Annotated in this window: 25 protein-coding genes; 5 read left to right on the plus strand and 20 right to left on the minus strand. The window is 45.2% G+C overall.

Annotated elements, in window-relative coordinates:
- The first annotated feature begins 156 nt into the window (after positions 1-156).
- Positions 157-258: a stressosome-associated protein Prli42 gene (gene prli42, locus J2X75_RS24625; RefSeq protein ID WP_017687624.1), complete on the plus strand. Its 102-nt coding sequence runs from the start codon at positions 157-159 to the stop codon at positions 256-258.
- Between the two features lie 26 nt (positions 259-284).
- Here prli42 and lipB read toward each other — a convergent pair whose 3' ends face one another.
- From lipB to lpdA, 5 genes are all read right to left on the minus strand, one after another.
- On the minus strand, positions 285-992 hold the full coding sequence (lipB, locus tag J2X75_RS24630; RefSeq protein ID WP_397384230.1) for a lipoyl(octanoyl) transferase LipB: 708 nt from the start codon (positions 990-992) through the stop codon (positions 285-287).
- Positions 993-1,103: 111 nt separating this feature from the next.
- A complete protein-coding gene (locus tag J2X75_RS24635) occupies positions 1,104-2,549 on the minus strand; it encodes a dihydrolipoamide acetyltransferase family protein (RefSeq protein ID WP_310341134.1) in 1,446 nt (481 codons plus the stop codon).
- 47 nt (positions 2,550-2,596) lie between these two features.
- Positions 2,597-3,583, minus strand: a complete 987-nt coding sequence (locus tag J2X75_RS24640; RefSeq protein ID WP_017687621.1) for an alpha-ketoacid dehydrogenase subunit beta — start codon at positions 3,581-3,583, stop codon at positions 2,597-2,599.
- 2 nt (positions 3,584-3,585) lie between these two features.
- Positions 3,586-4,614, minus strand: coding sequence for a thiamine pyrophosphate-dependent dehydrogenase E1 component subunit alpha (locus J2X75_RS24645; RefSeq protein ID WP_036607878.1), 1,029 nt, complete (start codon positions 4,612-4,614; stop codon positions 3,586-3,588).
- A 139-nt stretch (positions 4,615-4,753) separates the two neighbouring features.
- Complete coding sequence (gene lpdA, locus J2X75_RS24650; protein WP_310341139.1) at positions 4,754-6,178, minus strand: dihydrolipoyl dehydrogenase; 1,425 nt, start codon at positions 6,176-6,178, stop codon at positions 4,754-4,756.
- Between the two features lie 224 nt (positions 6,179-6,402).
- On the opposite strand from lpdA, the gene J2X75_RS24655 reads away from it, so the two are divergent.
- The gene (locus J2X75_RS24655) at positions 6,403-6,720 is read left to right on the plus strand and encodes a DUF2627 domain-containing protein (protein ID WP_017687618.1); all 318 of its coding nucleotides are present in this window, start codon (positions 6,403-6,405) and stop codon (positions 6,718-6,720) included.
- A gap of 63 nt (positions 6,721-6,783) precedes the next feature.
- A complete protein-coding gene (locus J2X75_RS24660) occupies positions 6,784-7,131 on the plus strand; it encodes a potassium channel family protein (protein ID WP_036607883.1) in 348 nt (115 codons plus the stop codon).
- Between the two features lie 8 nt (positions 7,132-7,139).
- Here J2X75_RS24660 and J2X75_RS24665 read toward each other — a convergent pair whose 3' ends face one another.
- On the minus strand, positions 7,140-7,352 hold the full coding sequence (locus J2X75_RS24665; RefSeq protein ID WP_124116173.1) for a hypothetical protein: 213 nt from the start codon (positions 7,350-7,352) through the stop codon (positions 7,140-7,142).
- 176 nt (positions 7,353-7,528) lie between these two features.
- On the opposite strand from J2X75_RS24665, the gene J2X75_RS24670 reads away from it, so the two are divergent.
- A complete protein-coding gene (locus J2X75_RS24670) occupies positions 7,529-8,128 on the plus strand; it encodes a thymidine kinase (RefSeq protein ID WP_062835251.1) in 600 nt (199 codons plus the stop codon).
- A gap of 117 nt (positions 8,129-8,245) precedes the next feature.
- Here J2X75_RS24670 and J2X75_RS24675 read toward each other — a convergent pair whose 3' ends face one another.
- From J2X75_RS24675 to J2X75_RS24700, 6 genes are all read right to left on the minus strand, one after another.
- Positions 8,246-8,722 (minus strand): hypothetical protein, encoded by a 477-nt coding sequence (locus tag J2X75_RS24675; RefSeq protein ID WP_017687614.1) that lies wholly within the window; start codon positions 8,720-8,722, stop codon positions 8,246-8,248.
- 534 nt (positions 8,723-9,256) lie between these two features.
- Complete coding sequence (locus J2X75_RS24680; RefSeq protein ID WP_307410539.1) at positions 9,257-9,907, minus strand: hypothetical protein; 651 nt, start codon at positions 9,905-9,907, stop codon at positions 9,257-9,259.
- 432 nt (positions 9,908-10,339) lie between these two features.
- Positions 10,340-11,377 carry an NAD(P)/FAD-dependent oxidoreductase gene (locus tag J2X75_RS24685; RefSeq protein WP_091018114.1) on the minus strand — a complete coding sequence of 346 codons (1,038 nt, stop codon included), beginning with the start codon at positions 11,375-11,377 and terminating at the stop codon, positions 10,340-10,342.
- A gap of 159 nt (positions 11,378-11,536) precedes the next feature.
- Positions 11,537-13,510 (minus strand): AraC family transcriptional regulator, encoded by a 1,974-nt coding sequence (locus J2X75_RS24690; protein ID WP_310341152.1) that lies wholly within the window; start codon positions 13,508-13,510, stop codon positions 11,537-11,539.
- A gap of 373 nt (positions 13,511-13,883) precedes the next feature.
- Positions 13,884-14,123 (minus strand): helix-turn-helix domain-containing protein, encoded by a 240-nt coding sequence (locus tag J2X75_RS24695; RefSeq protein WP_310341155.1) that lies wholly within the window; start codon positions 14,121-14,123, stop codon positions 13,884-13,886.
- Positions 14,124-14,250: 127 nt separating this feature from the next.
- Positions 14,251-14,508 (minus strand): hypothetical protein, encoded by a 258-nt coding sequence (locus J2X75_RS24700; protein ID WP_310341158.1) that lies wholly within the window; start codon positions 14,506-14,508, stop codon positions 14,251-14,253.
- 205 nt (positions 14,509-14,713) lie between these two features.
- On the opposite strand from J2X75_RS24700, the gene J2X75_RS24705 reads away from it, so the two are divergent.
- Positions 14,714-15,526 carry a FlxA-like family protein gene (locus J2X75_RS24705; protein WP_310341160.1) on the plus strand — a complete coding sequence of 271 codons (813 nt, stop codon included), beginning with the start codon at positions 14,714-14,716 and terminating at the stop codon, positions 15,524-15,526.
- A 263-nt stretch (positions 15,527-15,789) separates the two neighbouring features.
- Here J2X75_RS24705 and J2X75_RS24710 read toward each other — a convergent pair whose 3' ends face one another.
- The 8 genes from J2X75_RS24710 to dxs form a co-directional block, all read right to left on the minus strand.
- On the minus strand, positions 15,790-16,746 hold the full coding sequence (locus tag J2X75_RS24710) for a GGDEF domain-containing protein (RefSeq protein ID WP_310341163.1): 957 nt from the start codon (positions 16,744-16,746) through the stop codon (positions 15,790-15,792).
- Positions 16,747-17,095: 349 nt separating this feature from the next.
- Positions 17,096-17,902, minus strand: coding sequence for a sporulation transcription factor Spo0A (gene spo0A, locus J2X75_RS24715; RefSeq protein ID WP_091018123.1), 807 nt, complete (start codon positions 17,900-17,902; stop codon positions 17,096-17,098).
- Positions 17,903-18,097: 195 nt separating this feature from the next.
- The gene (spoIVB, locus tag J2X75_RS24720) at positions 18,098-19,426 is read right to left on the minus strand and encodes a SpoIVB peptidase (protein WP_310341167.1); all 1,329 of its coding nucleotides are present in this window, start codon (positions 19,424-19,426) and stop codon (positions 18,098-18,100) included.
- A 120-nt stretch (positions 19,427-19,546) separates the two neighbouring features.
- Positions 19,547-21,265 carry a DNA repair protein RecN gene (recN, locus tag J2X75_RS24725; RefSeq protein ID WP_124116166.1) on the minus strand — a complete coding sequence of 573 codons (1,719 nt, stop codon included), beginning with the start codon at positions 21,263-21,265 and terminating at the stop codon, positions 19,547-19,549.
- Positions 21,266-21,319: 54 nt separating this feature from the next.
- A complete protein-coding gene (gene ahrC / locus J2X75_RS24730; RefSeq protein WP_145322615.1) occupies positions 21,320-21,769 on the minus strand; it encodes a transcriptional regulator AhrC/ArgR in 450 nt (149 codons plus the stop codon).
- Positions 21,770-21,853: 84 nt separating this feature from the next.
- Positions 21,854-22,339, minus strand: a complete 486-nt coding sequence (locus J2X75_RS24735) for a hypothetical protein (RefSeq protein ID WP_307534663.1) — start codon at positions 22,337-22,339, stop codon at positions 21,854-21,856.
- Positions 22,340-22,423: 84 nt separating this feature from the next.
- Positions 22,424-23,269, minus strand: coding sequence for a TlyA family RNA methyltransferase (locus tag J2X75_RS24740; RefSeq protein WP_310341174.1), 846 nt, complete (start codon positions 23,267-23,269; stop codon positions 22,424-22,426).
- 22 nt (positions 23,270-23,291) lie between these two features.
- Positions 23,292-25,199, minus strand: coding sequence for a 1-deoxy-D-xylulose-5-phosphate synthase (gene dxs, locus J2X75_RS24745; RefSeq protein ID WP_310341178.1), 1,908 nt, complete (start codon positions 25,197-25,199; stop codon positions 23,292-23,294).
- Positions 25,200-25,460 lie beyond the last annotated feature (261 nt).

A 25,460-nucleotide genomic window follows, 5' to 3' on the forward strand; every position in this document is an offset into this window, starting at 1 on the left:
TCATCAGCATCGAATATGGAATTCAGCCGAAATGTCCGTTGCTCACGTAGTTTTCCCTACGCTCCGCTACTCCATTTCTAGCTTCATCCCATCTTCTTGGTACTGAAAACCAGTCTTTTTGAACATACACTTTATGTTGAAAGGAGTTCTCTCATCATGCAAAAAAAGAAATGGTTCAAAATCATCATCTATCTCATGCTGATTGCCATGATCGGGTCCACCCTTTTCATAGCTCTCGAACCGTTGCTGTTCGGATAGCAACCTAAAGCCTTTCGACGAACTGTTTACAGACGTTGAAGGGCTTCTTTTTCCGTGATCCAATTAATTTGATATGGAAAAATACGATTAAAGTACGGAACAATCTCCTGCGCTACCTGCTCCACCGAATAAGACTTGCCCGTTATATCCTCCAGTGAGGTAACGCCATACTGCTCAATCCCACAAGGAACAATCCCCTGAAAACCTGCATGTTGAATGCCTGAGCTGATGTTAAAAGCAAACCCGTGACTGGTTACAAAACCGCGGCGGTTTTTGCAACGATTAAACTTGATGCCAATTGCAGCAATCTTCATATCGCCAATCCACACACCCGTGTAACCCTCTTTGCGTCCTGCTTCGATGCCCTGGTCTGCGAGATAATCCATAAGTACCTGCTCAAGTTTCCGTAAATAGCCGTGCAGATCCAGGTCTTCATCCCGACCAAGAATCAATAACGGGTAACCTACCAACTGGCCCGGGCCATGATAAGTAATATCACCGCCGCGGTCAATTTGAAACAAAGAAATCCCTTGCTCACGCAACTCTTCCGGACTGAGAAGCAGATGCTCCGGATGATTTTGTGAGCCGATCGTATACGTAGGCGGGTGTTGTAAAAGCAGCATCTGCTCCGTTCCCTCGCCCTCGTCCAATTGCTGCACAATCGCTTTCTGGCGGTTCCAAGCCTCTTCATAATCAAGCATTGGTATGTATGCAACATCCAGCGGCTTGCTCATGATTTCCCACACCCTTCTGCTTCAGGTTCAGTGTACAATTGAGCACCTGTCCGTAGACAGCAGGAAAAGTGCACGGCCTCCGGCTCATACACTTCCCCGACAACTATTTACTTAATACACCTTGGTCTCCATGGTATATCCTTCAAGGTTTTCTTTGACACGTTGCAAGAAACGTCCGCTGATTACACCATCCAGGATTCGGTGATCCAGCGACAGACACAGGTTAGCCATCGAACGAACAGCGATCATATCATTAATAACCACTGGTTTCTTGACAATCGACTCGAATGTAAGAATCGCTGCCTGTGGATAGTTAATGATCGGCTGGGACAGGATCGAACCAAATGAACCTGTGTTGTTCACCGTGAACGTACCACCTTGCATATGGTCCAGCTTCAACGTACCTTCACGTGTTTTGCGAGCCAGTTCATCCACTTCACGGGCCAGACCTGCAATATTTCGCTGATCGGCATGTTTGATTACGGGTGTAAGTACGGAATCTTCGGTTCCTACCGCCATGGACAGGTTAATGTCCCGTTTGACGATAATTTTGTCCACTGCCCATACCGAGTTCATGATTGGGTAGTCTTTAATCGCGTTAACGACTCCCTTCATCATGAATGACAGATATGTCAGATTGATGCCTTCCTTACGCTTGAACTCATCCTTGAGTTTATTGCGCAGCATCACAAGATTTGTTACGTCCACTTCAATCATTGTCCATGCATGCGGGATTTCAGATACGCTTTGACGCATATTCCGGGCAATGGCATTACGCACAGGGGTAACATCGATGAAATACTCCGATCTTCCCTGGCCGCCACCTTCCACTTCGATCTGTGGAATTTTCGGGCTTTCGGTTAGATGAATGCCTGAATGTCTCACAGGAACACCTGCATCGGACGCTGAGATCGCTTCTCCAGCGGTTAAACCCATTTCTCCATTTCCACGATTCACTCCGCTGAATGGAGAAGCAGACGGCACACCAGAAGGTGTATGCTGTGCTGCTGCAGATGATGCTTGTGCAGACGATCCAACCGCGTTACCTCCCTGTGCAACAAATGCCAGCACATCTTTGCGGGTAATACGACCACCGGCTCCAGTGCCTTGGATGCTTTGCAAGTTCAAACCATGCTCTGCTGCCAAGGATTGCACTGCCGGGGAATACCGATTGCGCATCGGCTGGTTCGGGTCATGTGCTGCTGTATTTGAGGCGGCAACAGGAGTGTGGCTAGCATGTTGCTGCACTTGCTCCTGTTGCTGCGATACTTGTGTTACTTGCTCAGCCGCTTCTTCGTCAGAAGCTGCGACCTGCATGCGGCAGATTGCTTCACCAACAGCAATCGTTGTGCCCTCTTCCACCAAAAGGTCACCCATAATTCCATCCACAGTGGATGGAATCTCGGCATTAACTTTATCAGTGATTACTTCACAGATCGGCTCGTACTGTTCCACACGGTCGCCCGGTTTTTTCAACCATTTGCCTATGGTAGCCGAGACCAGCGATTCCGCCAATTGCGGCATAATGACCTCGATCCATTTCATACGTTCAGCCATTTGATTATCACTCCAAACTTTACTTTTAAACGATCCAAAAAACGAAATTAAAACTCGGCAAGTGTACGCATTGCTGCTTTGGCTTTGTCCTTGCTCAGCATGTAGAATTTCTCCAATGTTGGGCTAATTGGCATGGCCGGCACGTCAGGTCCGCAGAGACGCTGAATCGGTGCATCCAGTTCAAACAGACATTCCTCGCTAATAATCGCAGCAACTTCGGCACCTACACCACCCGTTTTGTTATCTTCGTGTACGATCAGCACTTTGCCTGTCAGACGAGCGGAAGCAATAATCGCTTCACGATCCAACGGTTGCAATGTGCGCAGATCCAGAACGTGTGCTGTAATGCCTTCTTCACGTTCCAGCTCCTCAGCAGCCTGCATTACAAAATGCAGCGGCTGACTGTAACCGATCACTGTAATATCCGCACCCTCACGAAGTACGTTGGCTTTACCAATCGGAACGATGTAATCATCTTCAGGCACATCTTCCTTGATAAGTTTGTAGCATTTTTTATTTTCAAAAAAGAGTACCGGGTCCGGGTCGCGAATAGCGGCCTTGAGCAGTCCCTTGGCATCGTATGCCGAGTAGGGAGCTATAATTTTCAGACCAGGTGTACCAAAGAAAATCGATTCCGGACATTGGGAGTGATACAACCCACCGAAGATCCCGCCACCAATCGGCGCACGGATAACAATCGGACAGCTCCAGTCATTGTTGGAACGATAGCGGATCTTCGCCGCTTCACTAATGATCTGGTTGGTTGCCGGCAGCATGAAGTCCGAATATTGCATTTCGGCAATCGGCTTCATGCCATACATCGCTGCACCAATGGCAACACCTGCAATAGCGGATTCAGACAAAGGTGTGTCCATCACTCGCATTTCGCCAAACTGATCTTGCAGCCCTTTAGTTGTGGTAAACACACCACCTTTGAGACCTACGTCTTCACCAAGGATAAAAACATTCTCATCCCGTTCCATCTCTTCTTTCATCGCGAGACGGATTGCATCAATATATTCCATCACTGCCATACTTACCGTCCCCCTTCTTCGCTGTCCGCATAAACGTGCGTCAGAGTGTCCTCAGGTTTAGGATATGGCGCGTTGTCTGCATATTCAGTTGCTTCTTTCATTTCCATCGCAAGCTGGGAAGCCAGATCCGCATCCCGGGCTTCGTCCCAGATGCCGCAATCGATCAAGTAGTTCTTCATGCGAGGAACGCCATCTTTCTTCCAGTTCTCCTCAACTTCCTCTTTGGTTCGGTAAGCCAGATCATTATCGGAGGTGGAATGCGGTGACAACCGATACATCATCGCTTCAATCAGTGTCGGGCCTTCCCCGGCTATTGCACGGCGACGCGCTTCCTTCACTGCAGCATATACTTCTAATGCATCGTTACCATCTACACGCAGTCCGGGGAACCCGTATCCTTGTGCTCGATCGGATATTTTGCCGCTCAACTGTTTGTGAATCGGTACCGAAATTGCATATTGATTGTTCTCACACATAATAATGACAGGCAATTTATGCACACCTGCAAAGTTGGCTCCCTCATGGAAGTCACCCTGATTGCTTGATCCTTCGCCAAAAGTAACAAAAGAAACAAATTCTTGCTTCTTCATTTTGGCAGCCAGTGCAAATCCAACAGCGTGCGGAACCTGTGTTGTAACCGGGCTTGAACCCGTCACAATCCGCAGCTTTTTGTGACCGAAGTGACCCGGCATTTGCCGACCGCCACTATTCGGATCTTCTGCCTTCGCAAAAGCAGACAACATCAACTCACGCGGAGTCATGCCTACCGCCAGTACAAAACCGTAATCGCGGTAATAAGGTAAATAATAATCGTGATCCCGATCCAGACCAAAAGCAGCGCCTACTTGCGCAGCTTCCTGTCCTACACCGGATACGTGAAAGTTAATTTTGCCAGCCCGTTGCAAGAGCAAGCAACGCTCGTCAAACTTGCGCGCGAGCAGCATGTATTTGTACATATCCAATACTTCACCATCGCTAAGTCCCAGCTGTTGATGCCGGTGGACCGCGTCTGCAGTACCTTGTGAACTCATATGAGGTACCTCCTTTTAATCAGAGCCTGTGCCACTCTTACTACCCGATCTTATAACCTGGTACTAAGACTTGGCTTAACCTTATTATAATCCCTTTTACCCAAAAAAGGAAAGGACCTTTCTCATAAGCTTGTTTGACTTACATTCCAATGGCCTTTCCATCGACCGCCAACATGGCTTCACCCATAATTTCCGACAGAGAAGGGTGCGGATGAATGGTTTGTCCGACTTCCCAAGGTGTGGCATCCAGCATCTGAGCCAGAGAAGCCTCAGCGATTAATTCCGTCACATGGGTGCCAATCATATGTACCCCCAATATATCATTCGTCTTGGCATCTACGATCACCTTCACGAATCCATCCCGACTTCCGTGAATAAGCGATTTGCCAATGGCCGAAAATGGGAACTTGCCTGTTTTAATGTCATAGCCACGTTCTTTGGCTTCACGCTCGGTGAATCCGATGCTTGCTGCTTCCGGGCGTGTGTACACACAGCGCGGGATACGGTGGGATTCTACAGCATGTACCGTTTTGCCCGCCAGATGTTCGACAGCGAGAATGCCTTCATGACTTGCGGCATGTGCAAGCTGCAAACCGCCGATGCAGTCACCAATGGCGTAGATGTGACCTTCACCGGTCTGTAACTGTTTGTTCACAGCGATGAACCCACGCTCCAGTTTGATATCTGTATTTTCAAGTCCGATATTTTCGACATTAGCTTGACGTCCAACTGATACGAGCATTTTCTCCGCTCTCAGCGTTTCCTGCTTATCTTCACCAAGCTGCACATCAATCTGGATGCCCTCTTGATCTGTGTTATATGTTTCCGTTAGAACAGTGGCACCTGTTAGGAAACGAACACCTCGTTTGCCGAGCAATCGCTGCATTTCTCTGGCAACATCCTCATCCTCGGCAGGCAACACGTGAGCGGCTGCTTCTACTACTGTGATGTCTACACCAAAGTCATTCAGCATGGATGCCCACTCCAGTCCAATCACGCCCCCACCGACAATGATGAGTGATGCAGGAAGTTCATCCATACGCAGGGCTTCGTCGCTGCTCATTATGAATTTTCCGTCCGGTTCCAGGCCCGGCAACACACGAGGACGCGAACCAGCGGCAATGATGAGATTGGTTGGAACTACCGTATCCATCTCTCCATCTTCAAACTCCACAGCGACTGCTCCGCTCTGCGGTGAGAAGATGGATGGTCCGATGACGCGACCTTTCGCGTGTACAACCTGAATTTTATTTTTTTTCATCAAATACTGAACGCCCTGATGAAGCTGTTCGACAATTGCATCCTTGCGTGCCTGTACTTTGGGAAATACAAGTGTAGCTCCAGCTGTCTCGATACCATACGTCTCGCTCTCCTGGATCTCGGCGTATACTTCCGCACTTTTCAGTAAAGCCTTACTCGGAATACAGCCACGATGCAGACAGGTACCGCCAAGCTTGTCCTTCTCAATGATAACGACCTGTTTTCCCAGCTGTGCAGCCCGGATCGCGGCTACATATCCACCGGTCCCTCCTCCAAGAATTGCAACATCACATGTAATTGGCATCTCTCATGCTCTCCTCTATGAATCAAATTTCAATATAATTTATGATGGCTTAAATCATGGTTTGGCTTATACCCTCTATATGCCATTGTACTCTCCTTGAGCGGTCAACTCAAAGTTTGGAGCAATCACACATGGACAGCCCATGCATTCCAAGCTATGATGGAATCAGGTATGATCTGTAAGCGTAACCTTTATTTAATGTCGACTTTGGCAGAAAGGGTATAATGCTCATGAATACAAGATTGGTCTTTGCGCGTTTTTTGGCGATTGTTGTTCTGGTCATCCCCGGTTTAATGGCAATGAAGGGTTTTCTGATGATGAAAGATGCCCTGTTCCTATATTATGCCGAGCACGGGAACGAACTAATTTCACCAGGTTTCCAATGGCTCTCCTTTGGCGGTGGACTTGTCCTTTTTGCCGCAGGTATGAGTTTTCTGGGAGGCTGGATCCTGTTCCGTGACCGTAAGCGTAATTATGTAGGTCCCCGTTTCCGGTCCAAAAGTGTACCCGAAAAAGCAGAGACGCCCGGAAGGACTCCATGAGTCCGGGCTTTTTGTGTGTTTATACAACACATCGCCTACTTTACATAGACAGGATGGATCATCATGGTATCATTTCTAATCACGTTACAACGATTGCTCAAAGGCATTTTCCATGCGTTCAAAGACCCCAAGTTTCTGGCTCTGTTCGCGTTAACGGCAGCAACGTTGCTGTCAGGCACTTTATTTTACACTCGTGTTGAAGGTCTGCACTGGATCGATGCGTTATACTTCTGTGCGGTTACTCTGACTACGGTGGGACATCCTGAATTTGTGCCAACCACCGGATTCAGCAAAGCCTTTACCGTAATTTACATGTTTGCAGGCATTGGTCTCACCTTTGCCATGATTGCCAGAATTACAGCAGGTATTCTATTCCCTCGCAAATTAAAGACAGAAGAGGACCCGGAGTAATCTCCGGGTCATTCGTATAATGCATCCCGCAGTTTGGTAGACATACGTGATTCTTTGGAAGAAGACTTCAAGATCGTTCTACGCAATGTAAGGTTACTTGCCTGCAGTCTCTCCGCTTCTGCGAACAGTTCTGCAAATAATGCCTGCGCCGCTTCATTTAGAGATCCCTGTTCTTTCAGGCTTTCATATTGCGCTTGCAGTGATGTTAATGCTTCACTCATACTAAACACCTCTTTTCACAACTCCTGTTAATTAGCTGCCGTAACCAATACCTTAACAATCCATATAGTAACACAAAGCTGCGCAGATTAGTTCTGGCTCTTTTCAAAGATTTTGTGGTACTCTGTAAAGGTCGCTTTTTTTGTTGAATCCCGTATGTGAGAGGAGTAGCAGCACCGTGCAAACAGGACGTATTACCGTAATTACTGGACCCATGTTCAGTGAAAAATCCGGTGAACTCATTCGCCGTTGTCAGAAATTAATACAATTTGGCCGTAAAAAGGTTGTGGCCTACAAACCAGCCGAGGATGATCGGTTTGCCCAAGACGAGATCGTAAGCCGAATTGGTTATCGACTCCCTGCCCATTCCATTCCCCGGCAATTAACCCCGGAATCCGTAGAAATGATCTTGAACCAAACCATAGATGCTGATGTTGTTGCATTTGATGAAGTACAATTTTTCAGCAGTGCCATTATGGAACTTGTCTCGGAGTTAGCGTATTGTGGCAAACATGTCATTGTGGACGGACTTAATATGGATTACCGTGGTAAGGAATTCGGATATGTCGGTGGTTTGCTTGCCATGGCAGATGACATTGAGAAACTCTCGGCTTTCTGTGCGGTATGTGGCAGCCCGGATGCAGCCTTTACGCAACGTATCGTCAATGGGGAGCCTGTTACCTTGGGTCCGGTTGTCATGATTGGTGATTCAGAAGCTTACGAGCCACGCTGTCGTTGCTGCTTCATTCCTCCTCACAAAGTTGAATGCTCATCATAATTTCTAAAAGATCTTAGATATCTTCCAAAAAGGCCCCTTGGGGCTTTTTTTGTTATAGAGTAAATATTCGCACAAAAAAGCACCGCTTCGCAGCGATGCTTCTAGAGTCACTTCCCGCTAGTCCCGGGAAACAAAATATTTGTTGGTCATGTAGTAAGCGTCACCACGCGACGTTTCCACCATTCCTTTTTTGGCATCCAAAAATACAATCTCTTTACACTTTGTACAGTACCATTTTGTACGCTTGTATGGGGATTCCGTCACATAAGCCGTGCCACATTTACAATCAATCTTCATTAATAACTCGGTTGATTTATAGGCACTGGACAAGCGTTCCAGGTTATCCTGCTGCTGTGTAGGCATAATGGTCTGCTGATAATCCGATAAATGATTTTGAACCTTGAAATCTGCTACCAATCCTGCATTCAATCCAAAAAACTCCTTGCCAATTTCGGTCACGAAGCGCTTCTCATTTCTGTAGCAATCCAGCCACTCAATAATCTGCTTATTAGACAGTGGAACCGTACCCTTGATACCGCTGTTTAAGGTGTAGGTCATGATGTATAAAGTATCGTCTTGTCTACCTGAGTACATTAGAATCCTCCTTCGAATACATTTGCTAATGTACTACAAAAACGCGCATAAATCAAAGAATTGTTATTTCCTGAGCGCATCTCTTCTTATTAAATGGGAAACATTCCTCGTTCATCCGCCAAAGACTTACAAGAACTGCATACACCTGAAACATTTCCCTGTGGAGCCGCATAATGCACGACCGCTTTAACGTTTTTCTTGCATATGGAACAGTAGTGCCTCCTTTCCTTTTTTGGGATATAGTCCGATAGCTTAACCACGTTTTTGTTCGGTCGGAATCGTTGTAAGAAACCCGGCCATTTCATCTCGCTTCACTCTTTCTTGTTCGTCTACTTCGTAGTCATTTTTGTGCTCTGGGCTAAAAATCATTTCGCCTTTTTTTATGTATACGATTCCAAGTTGTGCGTGCCTATCCCATAATCTATTCGACGTTTTGGGCGTTTTTCCTGTTTTTAATCTCTACACATACAAAAAAAACCGACAGAACCTGCTCTCCTTATTTTCGGAAGAACAGTATTTCAGTCGGATCCAACCTTATTTATAAAAAGTTCCCAGAACGTCCAGCTCTGAAGAGCGCTCAATTCGAAATGGATAGATATAACCCTGATTCATTCGGGTAAATTTGCGGCTCCACAGATCCAGTCCCGAGGTGAATTGATAGGCCTGATATATAAACTTGGAACAGTAATTGCGCTCAATACTGCGCAGATTGGTCTGCAAACGGTAGAATTTTACCTGCTTGTAATGGTCATGTACCCACCCGGCTGCTTTCATGCCTGCCTCATTCAATCTGGAGCGAAATACAATGAAGCGATCACCTTCATAAAACCGCGTGAGATACCACTCTAATGAATCAGCAAATACAGGCCCATAAGGGTGCACATGATACACCTTGCCGTCGAGACCAATAATGCCCATATGCCCGGCGTAATACGTTGATTCCGAGCTTGGCGTGTACACAATATCCCCTGGCTCTAGCTTCAATTCGCCCAACGCGTTAATGGGCAAGTCCTGATGCAGCCGTTTGGCTGCTGAACGTTCACGCCGCCCTTCAACCAACAAGCGATGAAGCGCGCCAGCCAGTGCGAGATACATTTCAGACCATTTGATCTTTTTTTTATCAGATCGTTTGAACCACCGCTGGATGAAGGTGAAACCTCGTTGTGGCTGTGATCCCTTTTTCATACGCTGCACTCCACTCTGATCTAGTTATTGTATCTATATAAGTTGAATTAAAGTTTATTTACACTGGCACTACGATGACAGAACAATCTTCCAATCGCTGTTATCCCCAGATTTTTTCGATTCCCTTTTTCTCAAGGGAAAATCCGGTGATAGCGTATGCTTCCGATGTAGCTTTCTTTCAGAAAGCTTTTAGGCGACCGCTTCGCTTTTTCAGATTTTTTCTGTCCTCTCCGTTATCGTTTAAATGATTATTTCAACTTATATAGTGTCATTCTACAGTTTCTCAGGCTTATTATAGACATTTGGTGGTTCATGTTCAATTCTAAGCGTGTTCTATCTTGTGCCATTATGCCTTCTTATTACCCATTTTATACAAAAAAGATGACTTCGGGATTAACCCGAAGTCATCTTAATATAACCGATCACAGACCTTTATTCTTCTACAACACCAAGGGCTTTATTTTTCTCCTTAAAGCGACTGTTATGGGAAGAAACATAAGCCACTTTTTCCGCTTCAGGGTCCATGTAAAGCTTCGCACTGTTTACCGCTAGGGCTGCATCAGTGAAAGTACCTGCAATCAGGTACAGTTTGCTACCATAATTTACAAAGTCACCTGCGGCAAAAACACCAGGAATATTGGTTTGCAATCTCTCCGTTGTAGTGACATGCCATTCGCCAAGATCAAGTCCCCAATCCCGGATTGGACCAAAGTCACTCTTCATGCCGTGGTTTACAATGACAGCATCGACTTCAAGCAGTTCAGTTTCACCTGTGTCCACGTGTGAGATGGTCACCTGTTCAATCACATCACCACTCATACTATGCAAGGTCTCTACCGCATATGGTGTACGGACATCAACAGAGGATTCTCTCATACGCAGTACATTACGCTCCAACCCGCCAAAGCGGTCACGACGATGCACAACCGTAACTTGCTCTGCCAGGGCTTCCAGTTCATTCGCCCAATCCACAGCAGAGTCGCCTCCACCCGAGATCAGCACGCGTTTACCACGGAATGGTTCTAGTTCCTGCACGGTATAGTGCAGATTGCTAACCTCATAGCGGTCTGCACCTTCAAGCTCCAGCTTAGCCATTTTATATATACCATATCCGATTGCCATAATGACGGTACGTGTCCAGTGTTGCTCACCTGTTGCAGAAGTTAACAGAATCGTGCCATCAGGTTGACGCTCGAATCCTTCGATCTGTTGTTCAAATACGAGGGTTGGCTCAAAAGTTCTTGCCTGTTCTTCCAATTGTTTGATCAGATCTTCACACAGAATTGGCGTCACACCCCCGACATCCCAGATCATTTTCTCCGGATAAAAGAGCATGCGACCTCCCAATCTGTCACGTGCCTCAATCAACTTGGTCTTCATATCTCGCATGCCGCTATAAAAGGCAGAGTACATGCCCGCAGGGCCACCGCCGATAATGGTTACATCATAAAGTTCCAACTGCTGATTCATATTAAAAATACCTCCGTTAATTCGATCCAGAACATCGAGTATTTGATATCGATTCTCATTATCACTTAAATTCTAGTCTAATGGTAATCTTATCAAAATACAATGGCTAAAAAACAAACATTTCTTGTACAAAAATTTCACGAACACATCTGCTCTTTACTATTGCGCTCTTGGTGCCGCCAACAGCTTTTCAACGACAAAATCAAGTTGTTTATTAATCGAATAGATATCCGAATAATAGAAGAAATCGAAATCAATCTCAATCAGACGACCTTCCTTGATCGCTGGGATACTGCTCCATATTGGATTATCCGTCAAGTTATCTGCCCCTTCATACACAGAGCGAAACACATAGTCTCCGATATATTCAGGAAGGACTTCCATGGAGATCGTGGAGCCTGCCGCGTCCGAAACCACGTCGATTTTTTTCTGCACGACTTCGGGTGCTTTCATTCCCAAGTACTCATATACCGCCTGAGATCCACGGCCAAATTGTTTGCTCTCTACAATAACCATACCTTTCAAACCACCCTCCACAATGGAGATTGTTTTGTCCAGAATGCCTGCATCTGCAAGAGTTTTTTTACTCTCTTCGACTTTGTTGTTGAGATTGGTGATTAACGTTTCGGCTTCCTGTTCTTTGCCAAAGATACTTGCTATATCATGAAGTCTCTCTTCTGTAGTCAATTTCTCATACGGAATATATACCGTAGGTGCAATATCTTTTAATAAGGTATACGTCTCTTCTGAAGGAACAATGATCAGATCCGGATCAAGATCAATGACAGCTTCAGGATTCGGTTCAAACCAGGTACCCAATGCGTTTACACCCTCTAGTTCACTCTTGTATGCAGCCCCTTCATATACATCTGAGGTAGCGATTGGCTTAACTCCAAGTGCGACGACATCCCCCTGGAGATACAATACAACAACCCGTTTCGGATTCGCTGGAACAACTACGTCACCCTTAACCGTTGAGACCGTACGTGTTTCATTGTCTTTGTTCGTCTGGCTTCCTGTATCTGATGATACTGCCGTACTGCTGTTATTGGAACTGGCACCCGTTCCTTCGCCAGCTGTTGGTGTTGTTGCTGTACCTGAAGAGCAGGCTGCGAGGAGCATCGTTATGCTCAATAATGCAACCATAATCATACTGGAACTTGTTTTTCTTCTTTTCATTGGTGTAGACCCTCCGTCTATATATTGATAATGATTCTCATAATCAATATATCCCGACTTCCATCTTCGGCCAATGGACGATTCAGAGATTACCAATGGACGATCCTCTGTTCTCGCTTCTTCTCTTATCTTTCGTTGATACTGAATCGGAGAGATCCCCACATGTTTTTTGAAAATACGACTAAAATAATACACATCCGAATAACCCACTTCTGTTGCAATTTCACTCAGCGTTGCATCAGATCGTACAAGCAGATTCCGAGCCTTGGCGATTCGGGTCTGAATTAAATAATCAATAGGACTGTAACCCGTCTGTCGTTTGAATTGCATGGATAAATGTCGGGAGCTGTAGTTGAATTGTTCAGCCAGGAAATCAAGCGTGACCTGTTCCCTATAATGATTCTGTATATAACGAAGTGTTTGTTTCACCGGGTCAGCAAGCTCTGTTTTGATCTCCTGCTCTGCCAATTGAACCATCATTTCATGAATGAACTGGTAAAATAAACTTTTTGTATGAAGCAGATCCAGACTGCCAGATTGAATCCATGCACCCTCAAGCTCATCAAGGTAACGTAATAACCCCAGCGGACTACTCGGTGTAAATCCATATTGCAAAGAGAACGGTGCAACTTCCGGCTGTGCCAATAACCACTTTTTGCGATAACTAGGAAAGGCAAGAAATGCTCTGTAATAGAGCAGAATATATTCAAAATCTTCGTTGGTTTGGATATCCAGTGAAGATCCTTTGGCCCCATGAAGCATGTAAAATCGCTCTGCATTGTAAGCTCTACCATCCATTTGGAGGTCAGCCGAGCCTCGAATCGTATATATAAAAGCATTTGCCGGAAGTGTGTAGGAACTCAGTTGTGCCCCTGCCTCCATAACGATTCGTCGTATATCCAGAACCTTAACAGCGGCATGATTCCAGCATTTCATCTGTTCGTCTAATTGCATCACATACTCTCCAATCCCAGCCTCACCCGGAACAAAGGCCTTACAAGGTCATCATTCTGCCATACATCCGATAACATATATGTAGCAGAGGTTTACTAATGTACCTTTATTATAAATGATAATAATTTTCATTATCAACTGTAATTTAGAGTGGAATTGGTTTTCATCTCATCCATCACTTGTTAGACTTAATTTGGTTCAGAGATCTTCGTAAACCAAGCGCGCTGTAGACTGCCTGACCTCCCCGACCAAAATTATCACCAAAGGCCAACGGTGCTTTATCATAGAGCTGCATGACCGACACCTCGGCCTAGCGGATCAATCGCCTCACCAACACGTTTCTTTGCATCTGCAATTCTTGCGTCATAATCGGCTAACCATGCCTTTCTTTAAATTGCAGAGGAGAAAGACCTGTATGTTTCTTGAACATACGCCCCAAAAAATATCCATCCGGATAACCGATTCCTACAGCGATCTCATCCAACGTGGCGTCCGTTTGCAGCAACATCTCTTTGGCTTTGAACAAACAAAACTGAATCAGATAATCGATGAGACTGGTTCCAGTCGACTGCTTGAACTTGCGTGACAAACTTCTTGGGCTGGTGCCAATCATTTCAATTGCTCGTATAAAATGGTTGGCATATCGGGGGTAAAGCCATAGTTCATTTGGAAAGGATTGATATGCTCCATTAACCTTCCCAGATCATTTCTCCCTCCACTCGGCAGGGTTGCTTTGTACATCAAGTAAATAGGCGCAATCCGGATTCGCCTGCTTGAATCACAAACTTACTCCCTTTTCCCCCATGGAAAATATAAAAGCGACTCACTTCATATTTTTGATTTTCAATCGTCACTCCAGCATCACCCTGAATGTTGAGTACAAAGGTACTTGTCGGAAATTTATATTTCATCTTTTCATGTGCCTCTAATTCCATGTAACGGATATCTGTTATACTCACCGCAGCATAGTTCCAGAGGATATAATAATCATTCCACATTTTACTAACCCATCTCCGTCTTCATAAATTGTGTCTGTACTCTACTCACTTATTGATAACCATTATCAGTTATTATGATGAAGCACGCAATACAACCGATGTAAATGAATCCATTCAGACGAAAAAAGAGCTATTCAAATCCTTCTCTTAACATCCGATATATGTAAATAGAACCATGATAAAGAGTAGAAGGAGAACAGAGGATATGAATTCAATCTCATCTGCAACCAAAAGCAGTTTCACTCCCGGGAATCAAGTCTCCAGTCGGGATAAAGAAATTCAGGGACTCATGCAGCAGAAGATCCGGCTCAATGAAGAAATGCAAGGTGTAAAAACCAATGACGAGTTGGATACCAAAACCAAAGCTCAGCGAATTAAATCCTTAACAAGCTCCATATCACAGATCGACAGCCAGATTGCCCAAATTAAAGCTGAAGAATTGCAAGAAAAGAACAAATTAAGACAGCCCGAAAAGACTCAACACCAACAACCCAAACCAACCGACGAGACACAAGCCCCTTCACTCGATCACCTGATCAAGCATAGTCAGACTTATGATCAATTGGGTAAGCTGGTCGGTTTACGTGATCGCATGCAGGGCTCCATTCAGACCACCGAAGGAGAAACCCGCTTCGACCGACTTGTTCTGGAGATTAATCCTCCTACAAATGATCTCGATCTCGGCAAATCAATGATGTTGGAAAATTCAGAACGCACCGTCTTTCAGGCAAAGCGTGAGACCATCCAGGACATCAACTCCCAGTTAAACAAGGTTAATCAGAAGATTGGGGAACTGGTGGAAGAGATCCATCAATCCGCGCCTAAAGAATCGGCACAAACTCCCATCTCTGCAACATCTGGAGAAGATAATCAGGAAGTAAATGAAGGAAAGAAAACGGGAAGTAAGGAGCACCCATCAGATGGCGGAACCACAGATCAGGAATCAGGAAAAGGCCCGCAAACTACGGCTTCCACATCTCCAGCTAAGTCATATCCATCTGTAGATATTCGAATATGAATACGCTCTGATCAAACATAACTTATATGTATACATATTGGGTTGACGTGTTTTCTTTTCATAGCACAGTTCTCAACTCGCATCCAATGATAGAAAAACCACTATTACAGGTGACTAACTCCTGATAAGTAGTGGTTTTTCTGCATTTCTGCATATTAATGTTATGGGTGTTAAAGCGATGCTTCACTTCTTGAGGTTAATTCTGTCCTCTATGTTCTCGTATAAATGTATATTTCAGTTTATTTCGTATGTGTATTTTACTTCTAACATGAATTGCTGGCGGAATCATTTGCACAGATGACACTACCGGCAATCGCTTTACAACCTTTTTTGATCCGTGTAGCCTCATCAATAATCTGATCTATGTTTTCATATTTTCGCTTGCTGTTGGTTACAACGGCGATGGATACCGACACGAGAGGGATGGGCCGATTTAGCCCGGAACGTCCTTCCCCCAGAACATATTGATGATGCCAATCATGTTCGTTGTAAAATGTCTTTTTCATTTCCTCAAAACCTGAGATGACTTCCTCACTAATATATTTGTAATCATGGTGATTCAGGATCGTAATAAAATCATCACCACCGATATGTCCAAGAAAAGCTTCAGGGGGAACAAATAGCTTGCGAAGCAAGTTAGCTGTCGCCTGAATAAGCTGATCCCCCATTTTGAAGCCGTAGCTATCATTGTAGGATTTGAATTGATCGAGATCAACGTACAATACGCTAAAATGGTCCATCTGAAGAGCCTGAGACAGCCTTTCATCTATAATATGATTACCTGGAAGACCCGTCAGCGGGTTCATAAAAATCGCCATTTCAGCCCGTACATCAGCAACAGCGAGTAGCAAACGCCGAATACTCACAGCGCCAAAGAAACGTTCTCCTGACGTGACCAACACAAGATCATATATTTCCCCTTCATCTCGGTCCATGGCTAGAACACTGACATCTGTAATCTGTTCCGAATAATCCACGACCAGTGCCTGCGTTTTCATTACCAGTTCTACAGGACGTCCCATGTACAGATTATAGCCATACTGGGTGCCAATCTGCTGAAAGAATCGGGCCCGCATCATTAATGACACACACCTCTCCCACATAACAGCTATACCTTCCAGACTAGGATTGGACTTGAAAAGATGATAGACGATATCACATTTTGTATCAGAATGTACTACAGGAATTGGTTCAGCAATCTCGCCTATTTGCGTAAACATACTATTCTACTCCTCTGTTCGTAGCATCTAATCCGAACTTTTTAAATATATATGTAGGTCTTTGTCAATGGTCACATCGTACCACTTTCTACTTGAAAAAGCGTTAACTGAGGGTAAAAGTTTATGAAATAAAATTTTTATCCCCATGTTCTGTGTTTTTTCGTTTATGCAAAAATACCGTCATTTACTGGATATCTTAAATCCAATAAATGACGGTATTCGTTGGCATATATTACAGAAGTTTATCTGCATGAAATGAACGAATTCTGATATTGGCCGCCAAAATTCATTTGGCCAGAATCTAATCTGAATTCAAAATTTCCTTGCCCGATCACTACTCCTTACCCTTTCAGCTTACCTTATGTTCAATTCTCAGCTTGTCAGCGACCATCGCGATGAATTCCGAATTTGTCGGCTTCGACTTGCTGATGTTGATCGTGTAGCCAAACAGGTGGCTGATGCTGTCGATGTTACCACGAGTCCATGCCACTTCAATGGCATGACGGATGGCACGTTCGACGCGGGACGGCGTGGTTTTAAATTTTTCGGCAATCGCCGGATATAGTGTTTTGGTGATGGCTCCCAAAATTTCGATATTGTTATACACCATCGTAATGGCTTCGCGCAAATACTGATATCCTTTAATATGCGCAGGAACGCCGATTTCATGTATGATGGACGTAATGCTTGCATCCAGATTTTTGTGTTTGCCCATTGGCACAACATTGGATTTCATGAACATGGATGATCCGTTGCTTGTAGACATCGCGGTCTGTGTTCCAACCAGTTGACGCACACGATTCGCAAGCACTTCCATGTCAAACGGCTTGAGAATATAATAAGAAGCTCCGAGTTGCACGGCACGCTGTGTGATATTCTCTTGTCCGAATGCCGTAAGCATAATGACTTTAGGCTGTGGAGACAGGTTCAGGTTGCGCAAGCGCTCAAGCACACCCAGACCGTCCAGATGAGGCATGATAATATCCAGAATCAATACATCCGGCACATCCCGAGTTTGCTCCAGCAATTGCAGTACTTCTTCTCCATTGTATGCAATACCGGTAACTTCCATATCTTCCTGCTCAGATATATATTCGGCAAGCAAATTCGTAAATTCACGATTATCATCGGCCAGCAATACCTCAATTTTTTGCAAAACGGTATCCTCCTTTAAATTAAACATCGTTTCGTACATTTCCTTACAGGTTAAATTTTCGACACAGCAAGTTAAATTCCTCCTGTCGAAAATTATTTTTCTTTATTTTTTTTTCTTGATCCTATATAATAAATAATTTATTTCATTATCCGATATATTATGTTTGCTTTCGACAAAAAAGAACCTCAGGGCTGTTTAACCAGCCTTGAGGTTTTTATCGTTTTCCTTTTTCATCATAACGCCAGCATCTTGTAACATCCATTCAATGAAGCAACCGTAACCCGATTTCGGATCATTCACGAATACATGAGTAACTGCACCGATCAACTTACCATTCTGTACAATGGGGCTGCCACTCATGCCTTGAACGATACCTCCGGTCTTATCCAGCAGTTTCGGGTCCGTGATTCGAAGTACCAGACCTTTTGTTGCTGGTTCGGTTTGATCTGCCACATGAACAATGTCAATGGAGAAGCGTTCAACTTGTTGACCGTCAACCACGGTAAGTATTTCGGCAGGTCCTTCTTTGACTTCATGAGAGAAAGCGACGGGAATACCTTTCGAATACAGACTGTGCTCAGGATTTACGGACATTTTACCAAAGATGCCAAAAGCCGTATTACGTTCAATATTGCCCAAAATTTTGCTTTCCTTGAGGAAATGAGCACGTTTTTCACCCGGATCACCGGTCTCACTTTTAGAAATGGACGTCACATTGGACTGAACAATCTGACCACTACCCACAACAATAGATGTTTGTGTGTTCATATCTGTAATGACATGGCCCAGTGCGCCGTATACGCCCTGATCTGGAGCATAGAAGGTAAGTGTGCCAACACCGGCTGCAGAATCACGAATGTACAATCCAAGCCTCCACGCTTGATCCTCGGAGTCATACGCCGGAGTTAATCGTGTCTTCACTGTTTCCTTACCACGTTTCAACACAACATCAATACCTTTTTTACTTTTACCTGCAAGTTCAACGGCTTCAGAGACACCTGCCACGCCATCAAGACGTTTACCATCCATATGCGTAATCAGATCTCCGAGCTTGATGCCTGCCGTTTCTCCTGGCGATACACGCTCATCCTGCCCAGAGTGGACCAGATGATGACCTACAACCAGAATGCCTGCCGATTTAACTTTGACGCCAATCGTTTGACCCCCGGGTACAACACGCAAATCCGGTATCACATTCACATGGACTGTTTTGACCGGAATTTTACCCCACAACTTCAACGTTAATTTGGCATGTCCCGTTTGTTGAGGGTGAAGATGCAAAGGTTGTTGCCTGGTAACATGCATCGCTGCCTGATCATCCAAACCAACGATATCTGGACGATCTACAACGGCGCTTGAAGCAGCAGGTACAGCGAGCCGGACATCCGCTTGCCTGCCAGCAAACACCTGCAATTCATCCGGCAGTGAAGCATAACTTTGCACAGGCTGAATGGCCTGGCTAATCACACAAAGAAAGAAGGCAAATAAAAGACCTAGCAATTTCTTCCTGAGGGGGGAATTCAATGGCTGTCACACTCCCTTTGCTTCTTTCGCTTGACGAAAGGTGGTCGCCAATTGCGTACCTATAAGATAACCTCGCCCCCAGGCTTTTATTACTGTCAATCATTACGCCAGCCGTCCGTTTCACCCTTTTTTGGCTTCCGCCAAATTCAGCATTTCCTGTGCGTGATGCAGCGTTTTTTCTGTAATTTCCACGCCGCCCAGCATACGTGCCAATTCCTTCACTCTGCCTTCGTCTGACAGCGATTCCACCTGCGTCATCGTCCGTCCATCGTAGACATGTTTCTCAATGAGATACTGATGATCTGCCATACAAGCCACTTGTGGTAAGTGAGTTATTGAGAAAACCTGACAAGTCGAAGACAAGCGGAACAGTTTTTCCGCAATGGATTGAGCTGCTCTACCGCTAACTCCGGTATCAACTTCATCAAAAATCAACACAGGTATCCGGTCATGTCGTGCAAAGATACTCTTCATCGCCAGCATCATTCTCGACAACTCACCACCTGAAGCAATCTTGCCAAGTGGTCGTAATGGCTCGCCCGGGTTCGGCGAAATCAGGAATTCCGCATTGTCCGCACCCTGACGATTCAGACGAATACGGCGCCCATTCCATTCAATGCCCTTCGGATCTTCGAAAGGAGTAATCTGAACACGCAGCGTAGTCCGCTCCATTTGCAGATCCTTGAGTTCGCTTTCCACCTGTGCAGCAAGTTCCTCGGCGCATTGTTTGCGAACCTTGCTGAGTTCTTCAGCAGACTCCATCACAAGGTTAAGCATTTTGTCACGTTCAGCTCGCAATTTCTCCAGCCGTTCGTCCTTGTTCTCCAATTGGTCGGTTTCATGGCTAATCTGATCATAATAACTCAGAATAAGTTCAACACTGTCCCCGTATTTCCGTCTGAGGCCAGAAATCAGATTCAGCCTTTGCTCCACTTCTTCCAGCCTTGCCGGATTAAATTCAATCTTCTCCCGGTAATCCCTTAACTGAAATGTTGCATCTTCCAATTGATAAAATGCGGATTGCAGCTGTTCTACGATTGGTTGCAGTCCTTTGCTATCATATCCAGAAATGTCTTCAATTCTTGAAAGAGCAATGCTCACAGCTTCAAGTCCGCGTTGACCACTGAGCAGATCATATGCACCAGCAACACTGTCCATCATTTTCTCACTATGGGATAGTTTGACCCGTTCTTCCCCGAGTAATTCATCCTCGCCTCGTGTAAGGCTTGCTGCTGCGATCTCTTCAAGCTGAAACCGATACATGTCCAAGAGTTGATATGCCCGCTGACTGGACTCCTGAAGCGCACGCAGTTCCTTTTCCGCCGTGATAAACTTGCTGTAACGCTCTTGATACTTCGCTTTGACAGGTCCGATGACTTCCGAGCCATAAGTATCGAGAAGCCCCAGATGGCTCTCTGCACGCAGCAAACTCTGATGTTCATGTTGTCCATGAATATTGATCAGCTTCTCGCCTACTTCCCGCAGCATGGTCAGATTGACCAATTGCCCATTAATGCGGGACGTACTTTTCCCCTGTGTGTTCAGTTCACGTCGAATGACCAGATGCTCTTCAGGCTCACAATGGATACCCAACTTCTCTAATGTCTGCCATACCGGATGACTCTGCTCCATCTCGAACAAGGCTTCCATCTCTGCCTTCTCACATCCGTACCGGATCAGATCAGCTGAACTTCGTCCACCGGCAATTAAGCCAAGTGCATCTATAATAATCGACTTACCTGCACCCGTTTCCCCTGAAAGTACATGGAATCCCGGATGGAATACAACGTCCACTTCTTCCACCACAGCCAGATTACGAATCGATAACGTAACTAACATCTGCAAAAACACCTCCGGATGACTAACTCAGAAATTATGTTTTTGAACCATTGATTAGGAAATGTAACCCATGATGCGTTCAATAACGGTCACGCTGTTACCTTCAGTCCGGCAGATAATCAGAATGGTATCATCTCCACAGATCGTCCCCATGACTTCATTCCACTCAATATTATCAAGCAAAGCTGCAATGGAGTTGGCTGTTCCTGGCAAACATTTCATCACAACCAGATTGTTTGTGTGATCAATGTGCAAGAAGTTGTCAACGAGTGCACGCTTCAACTTTTGAATCGGATTATATCGTTGATCTGTTGGCAAAGAGTATTTGTATCTTCCGTCATCCATCGGAATCTTGATTAACAGAAGTTCCTTGATATCCCGGGATACCGTCGCCTGAGTCACCTGAAAACCTGATTTGCGTAGTGCTTCAACCAGATCATCCTGGGTCTCAATTTCATTTTGACTAATGATTTCACGAATCTTGATGTGCCTTTGTCCTTTCATACATGCCTCCAGTTAAATGTATTGCAATAAAGCAGCATTTGTAATTCGCCGCAGACTTTGCCCTGCAATGTTCATTCTTTTATATTAGTCCAGATCATCCCCATCATACACATCTTCCTGATAGTCCATGAGCCTGATTAACTTAATATCGGAATCCTCCACGTCAACATACAGCAATCCTTCACAGCCAGGATATAACAACAGATAATTGAGGAAGCGATCCCTTAGCGCAGGGCCAGTCATTTCAAGTGGTTGTCTGCGCCGAGACGTTTTCACCAGGTATCTGAGATCCTCACGTTCTGCAACATAATCAATGAATAATCTGCTGTAATAAACGGATTCATTGGCCTCAAATGCCAGAGGGATTTTCATTTTGCCACCGATGACTTCGTAACCCTGTGCTTCAAGTAAATCCAAGGCCGGGGAATCCTGAATGTTCACGTTCAGTTGCATTCCAGACAAGCTTACCGGCATCGGTCGGTTCACCCAATTACGCAAGCCAAAGAACAGCCACAAGATCAAACAGACAGCAAGTACACCTATAACGATTGTGTCATATTGACCATTCATTATTGCTCACCTCGAAGACATATTCGAGGTTCAGTAATGATTTCCCTTTACGTCAATCACCTTTCCAGCGAAAAGAAACCCATCTTATGATGAGTTTCCCGTAAATGTATGAGCTGCTTCCTTTGCAACTTGCTCCGCAAGTGCATCAAGTGAAGCTGGATCGATCTCTGGTTGTGTTGCCTCTGGTGCTTCCAGACGCCAATGTGCGAGAAATTCTATATTACCTTCTCCACCGGTTATCGGTGAAAAAGTTAAACTCTGCAGATGGAAACCAAGTTGACTGGCAAAATGAAGCATCGTCTGCAATACATCCTTGTGTACCTTCGTATCACGTACCACCCCGGACTTGCCTACTTTTTCACGCCCTGCCTCGAATTGAGGTTTAATCAATGCAACGATGTCTGCAGGTTGTTTCAAAAGAGCCAGAAGTGGCGGCAATATGATTCGCAGTGAAATGAACGACACATCAATGCTCGCAAAGTTCGGCACGGGTCCCGCCAGATCTTCAGGTGTCACATAGCGGAAATTAGTTCGTTCCATAACAGTAACCCGCTCATCATTACGCAAAGACCAGTCGAGCTGATTATACCCCACATCAATAGCGTAGACGTGAGACGCGCCATGCTGAAGTGCACAATCCGTAAATCCACCGGTCGATGAACCAATGTCGAGCATGACAAGTCCATTCATTTCAAGGCCGAAATGACGGATCGCTTTTTCGAGCTTCAATCCGCCTCTGCCGACGTAGGGATGTACCGAGCCTTTAACTTTCAGCTCGGCTTCCCTTGGAATTTTCATGCCCGCCTTTTCGATTGGCTCATTATTGGCATATACCAGTCCAGCCATGATTGCAGCTTTTGCCTTCTCACGACTTTCATAATAGCCCTGCTCAACCAGCAGAACATCAATTCGTTCTTTCGGGAGTGACATGTCTGTCTCCTATCATGTAAATTTACGAAGGAAAACGTGTTTTCGGTATGCCGTAAGATGATTGAACAGCCATCTTGCGCAGTTCAGCACATACATTCTCAACGGTAAGACCCACTTCCTCACGTTGTTCCTTAATACTGCCATGCTCGATGAAGCGATCCGGAATCCCCATCAATTGTACATGAACATCATGCAGTCCCTGTTCTGCATAAAACTCCAGCACTGCACTACCCATGCTGCCTGCTTGGGATGTTTCTTCAAGTACAATCAATTTGGTGCCTCGAACAGCTAAATCACGTAACATTTGCTCGTCAAGAGGTTTCAAGAAACGAGCGTTGATTACGCCTGCTGTAATCCCTTCCCGTTTCACCATCTCTGCTGCTTCTTCTGCAAGCTGCACCATCGATCCTGAAGCGATGACAGCATATCCTTCGGATGGACGCAGTTGCTCCCATGATCCGATCGGAATCGGAACAAGTACATCATCCAGAGGTACACCGACCACATTGTTTCGTGGATAACGGTAAGCAATTGGACCTTCATTATAATCAAGCGCCGTTCTCATCATGTGGCGCAATTCATTTTCGTCTTTTGGCATCATCAGAACGATATTTGGAATATGGCGCATAAATGCCACATCATACACCCCTTGATGTGTTTCCCCATCCGGACCAACAAACCCGGCACGGTCAATAGCAAACATCACGTTCGCGTTATGTCGGCAAATATCATGTACGATCTGATCATATGCACGTTGCATAAACGTAGAATACACGGCAAAGACCGGTTTCAAGCCTTCCATAGCCAGTGCAGCACACATGGTTGCCGCATGCTGTTCTGCGATCCCTACGTCAATCATGCGGTCAGGAAATTCCTTACTAAAAGGAATGAGACCTGAGCCTGTAGGCATTGCTGGCGTTACAGCTACGACCCGCTTATCCTGCTTCGCAAGATCAATTAACGTTTGACCGAACACTTCCGTGTACATCGGTTTTCCCACAGCTTTCAGCACTTGACCGGATTCAATTTTGTACGGAGAAATCCCGTGCCACTTGTGCGAATCGGCTTCTGCTGGCTGATAACCTTTGCCTTTGGTAGTGAGCACGTGAACGAGCACAGGACCATCAACGTTATCTGCCTGTTTGAAGGTTTCAATCAATTTGGGAATATCGTGCCCATCAATCGGACCCAAATACGTGAAGCCCAGTTCTTCGAAAAGAACACCTGGTACCATCATATATTTGACACTATCTTTGATCCAGCTTGCCGATTTGGCCAAACGATCCCCAATAGCTGGGATTTTTTTGAGCATCCCCTCGACATCATCTTTCGCTTTCAGATAATGACGATCCGAACGAATCTTGCTCAAATATTTATGCATGGCTCCAACATTTGGAGCAATGGACATTTCATTATCATTCAGAATAACCATCAGTTTTCTCTGCTCATGACCGATATGATTGAGGGCCTCAAAAGCCATACCGCCTGTAAGCGCTCCATCACCAATCATCGCGATGACTTGATTGTCCTCACCCTTCAGATCACGTGCAAGGGCCATCCCCATCGCAGCGGACAATGAAGTACTGCTGTGTCCAGCTTCCCATACATCATGTTCGCTTTCGTTGCGTTTGACAAACCCGCACAGGCCATTATGTTGACGCAATGTATCAAAGCGATCCATACGCCCTGTCAGGACTTTATGCACATAAGCCTGATGCCCTACATCAAAAATCATTTTGTCTGCTGGACTGTTATAGCAGTAATGCAGGGCTACCGTGAGCTCAACCACGCCTAAGTTGGGTGCGAGATGCCCACCTGTAACAGACAGTTTCTCAATCAGAAACTGCCGGATCTCTGCCGATAAAAGGGCAAGATCATCCTGAGACATCGACTTTAGATCACTGGGTTGTTTAATTTGTGGAAGCAGCACGAGAATCTCCCCGCTTTCCTAGATTGTTTAGTTATTGTTGTAAATTGATATATACATAATGAATCAAATGACATTAAATCATTATAACATAAAAGAACAAGAATCATAATTTACTGCACTATACTCCCGATAACGAGCATTTCCGCCAGCAAGTTATTTAGAATTCTTCTCCATATGTATTCCCGCATCCACTCGGGACAGACTTTTTCCATCTACTCGGAAAAAGGACATTACATTCATTACACGGTTATACAGATTTTG

This window comes from Paenibacillus sp. 2003 (genome assembly GCF_031455635.1).
GTDB classification, from domain to species: Bacteria; Bacillota; Bacilli; order Paenibacillales; family Paenibacillaceae; genus Paenibacillus; species Paenibacillus amylolyticus_B.

Coding starts and splice junctions, on each gene's coding strand:
- prli42 (WP_017687624.1), top strand. CDS start 157: ATGCAAAAAAAGAAATGGTTCAAAATCATCATCTATCTCATGCTGATT.
- lipB (WP_397384230.1), bottom strand. CDS start 992: ATGAGCAAGCCGCTGGATGTTGCATACATACCAATGCTTGATTATGAA.
- J2X75_RS24635 (WP_310341134.1), bottom strand. CDS start 2,549: ATGGCTGAACGTATGAAATGGATCGAGGTCATTATGCCGCAATTGGCG.
- J2X75_RS24640 (WP_017687621.1), bottom strand. CDS start 3,583: ATGGCAGTGATGGAATATATTGATGCAATCCGTCTCGCGATGAAAGAA.
- J2X75_RS24645 (WP_036607878.1), bottom strand. CDS start 4,614: ATGAGTTCACAAGGTACTGCAGACGCGGTCCACCGGCATCAACAGCTG.
- lpdA (WP_310341139.1), bottom strand. CDS start 6,178: ATGCCAATTACATGTGATGTTGCAATTCTTGGAGGAGGGACCGGTGGA.
- J2X75_RS24655 (WP_017687618.1), top strand. CDS start 6,403: ATGCTCATGAATACAAGATTGGTCTTTGCGCGTTTTTTGGCGATTGTT.
- J2X75_RS24660 (WP_036607883.1), top strand. CDS start 6,784: ATGGTATCATTTCTAATCACGTTACAACGATTGCTCAAAGGCATTTTC.
- J2X75_RS24665 (WP_124116173.1), bottom strand. CDS start 7,352: ATGAGTGAAGCATTAACATCACTGCAAGCGCAATATGAAAGCCTGAAA.
- J2X75_RS24675 (WP_017687614.1), bottom strand. CDS start 8,722: ATGTACTCAGGTAGACAAGACGATACTTTATACATCATGACCTACACC.
- J2X75_RS24680 (WP_307410539.1), bottom strand. CDS start 9,907: ATGAAAAAGGGATCACAGCCACAACGAGGTTTCACCTTCATCCAGCGG.
- J2X75_RS24685 (WP_091018114.1), bottom strand. CDS start 11,377: ATGAATCAGCAGTTGGAACTTTATGATGTAACCATTATCGGCGGTGGC.
- J2X75_RS24690 (WP_310341152.1), bottom strand. CDS start 13,510: ATGCAATTAGACGAACAGATGAAATGCTGGAATCATGCCGCTGTTAAG.
- J2X75_RS24695 (WP_310341155.1), bottom strand. CDS start 14,123: ATGATTGGCACCAGCCCAAGAAGTTTGTCACGCAAGTTCAAGCAGTCG.
- J2X75_RS24700 (WP_310341158.1), bottom strand. CDS start 14,508: ATGTGGAATGATTATTATATCCTCTGGAACTATGCTGCGGTGAGTATA.
- J2X75_RS24705 (WP_310341160.1), top strand. CDS start 14,714: ATGAATTCAATCTCATCTGCAACCAAAAGCAGTTTCACTCCCGGGAAT.
- J2X75_RS24710 (WP_310341163.1), bottom strand. CDS start 16,746: ATGTTTACGCAAATAGGCGAGATTGCTGAACCAATTCCTGTAGTACAT.
- recN (WP_124116166.1), bottom strand. CDS start 21,265: ATGTTAGTTACGTTATCGATTCGTAATCTGGCTGTGGTGGAAGAAGTG.
- ahrC (WP_145322615.1), bottom strand. CDS start 21,769: ATGAAAGGACAAAGGCACATCAAGATTCGTGAAATCATTAGTCAAAAT.
- J2X75_RS24735 (WP_307534663.1), bottom strand. CDS start 22,339: ATGAATGGTCAATATGACACAATCGTTATAGGTGTACTTGCTGTCTGT.
- J2X75_RS24740 (WP_310341174.1), bottom strand. CDS start 23,269: ATGTCACTCCCGAAAGAACGAATTGATGTTCTGCTGGTTGAGCAGGGC.